Annotated in this window: 2 protein-coding genes; one reads left to right on the top strand and one right to left on the bottom strand. The window is 70.6% G+C overall.

Translation table 11 applies throughout. From position 1 onward, the window contains the following. Positions 1–139: 139 nt before the first annotated feature. The gene (locus B2W70_RS08140) at positions 140–889 is read left to right on the top strand and encodes an SDR family oxidoreductase (protein WP_286744614.1); all 750 of its coding nucleotides are present in this window, start codon (positions 140–142) and stop codon (positions 887–889) included. Here B2W70_RS08140 and B2W70_RS08135 read toward each other — a convergent pair. Then, a partial coding sequence (locus tag B2W70_RS08135; RefSeq protein ID WP_286744611.1) for an asparaginase occupies positions 873–1,451 on the bottom strand: 579 nt, incomplete at its 5' end. The genes B2W70_RS08140 and B2W70_RS08135 overlap by 17 nt on opposite strands.

Below are 1,451 nucleotides of genomic sequence, written 5' to 3'. Positions count from 1 at the left end.
CAGCGCGAGCACCCCCAGGACGGCGAACAGGCGCCAGCCGGCCCACCAGGACTTCTTGTTTGCGGTTGTCATGCCTTGAGTTTCGCAGGGCTGTGTTGTGGCTCTCAGTCTCGCAGGTTAAGCGAAGTAAAGTGAGGGCATGCACCCTGTCACCCTCGTCACCGGCGCCAGCCAGGGCATCGGCGCGGCCACCGCCCGGCTGCTCGCTCAACGCGGCCACGCCCTGCTCATTCACTTCGCTCACCGCGCCGACCTGGCGCAGGCCGTCGCCGATGACTGCCTGCGCCTGAGGGCGCCGAAAGCCATCATCGCCCAGGCCGACCTGGCCAACGAGGCCGAGGTGCTGGCCTTGTTCGCCCGACTGGATGCCTCTCTGCCCCGGCTGACAGGCCTGGTCAACAACGCCGGCATCGTCGATCAAACGGCGCGGCTCGACGAGATGAGCGCCGAGCGCCTGCAGCGCATGCTGGCGGTCAATGTGCTGGGCCCGATGCTGTGCGCACGCGAGGCCGTCAAGCGCATGTCACGTCTGCATGGCGGACAAGGCGGCGTCATCGTCAACGTCTCCAGCAGCGCGGTGCGCACCGGCTCGCCCGCCTTGTACGTGGACTACGCCGCCAGCAAAGGCGCCATCGACGTGTTCACCGGCGGGCTGTCGAAAGAGGTGGCTGGCGAAGGGGTGCGCGTGGTGGCCGTGCGGCCAGGCATCACCGACACCGGCATCCACGCCACAGGTGGCGAGCCTGACCGTGCCAGCCGCATGGCGCCACAGCTGCCCATGGGACGGGCAGCCCAACCCGAAGAAGTCGGCGAGGCCATTGCCTGGCTGCTGTCCGACGCCGCCAGCTACACGGCAGGCGCCATCCTCGACGTCACGGGCGGGCGCTGAGCAGCTCCAGCAGCAAGCGCACGCGGGCCTGAGCGGGCGTCCAGTTGCCCGCAGCGGGCCAGGTGTCGCCCTCGCGCGGCTGCACGCCACCACGGGCCACACGGCTGCTGCGCCACACGGCCACGCTGGCATCGCGGGCGCGCTGCAGGGCCGCTTCCAGCTTTTCGTGCAGGGTGCCGTGGCCGGTGCAGGCCACGATCAGGCCATCGAGCTGTTGCCCTGATGACTGGGCATGCGCCAGCGCGGCATCGACCAGCCATCCGTCGGCATCCGCATGGCTGGTGACGACCTCCACCCTCGGCGGCTGAGCAAACTGCAACCACTGCCAGCCACGCGCCTCCGGTTGCGGCCACGAGGTGAGCTGGTCCAGCGGCTCCGCCCCCCCCCCGTCGAAGGCATCGATTGCGTGGCTGTGTGCCTTGCGCACATCACGCGCCGACCAGGTCCGTCCGGCCAGCGCCACCGCCACCCCGCCTTCGCCACGCTGCGCCGCAGCCTGCGCCACCCGCACGGCCTGCGCGAGGTTGGCCGGGCCGTCGGCATCTGGCGCGGTGGCCGGTCG

This window comes from Aquabacterium sp. UBA2148 (assembly GCF_002328915.1).
In the GTDB taxonomy this organism is placed as follows: domain Bacteria; phylum Pseudomonadota; class Gammaproteobacteria; order Burkholderiales; family Burkholderiaceae_C; genus Aquabacterium; species Aquabacterium parvum.
Note: the sequence above shows the minus strand (reverse complement) of the source record. Positions and strands in the feature narration are given on the sequence as shown.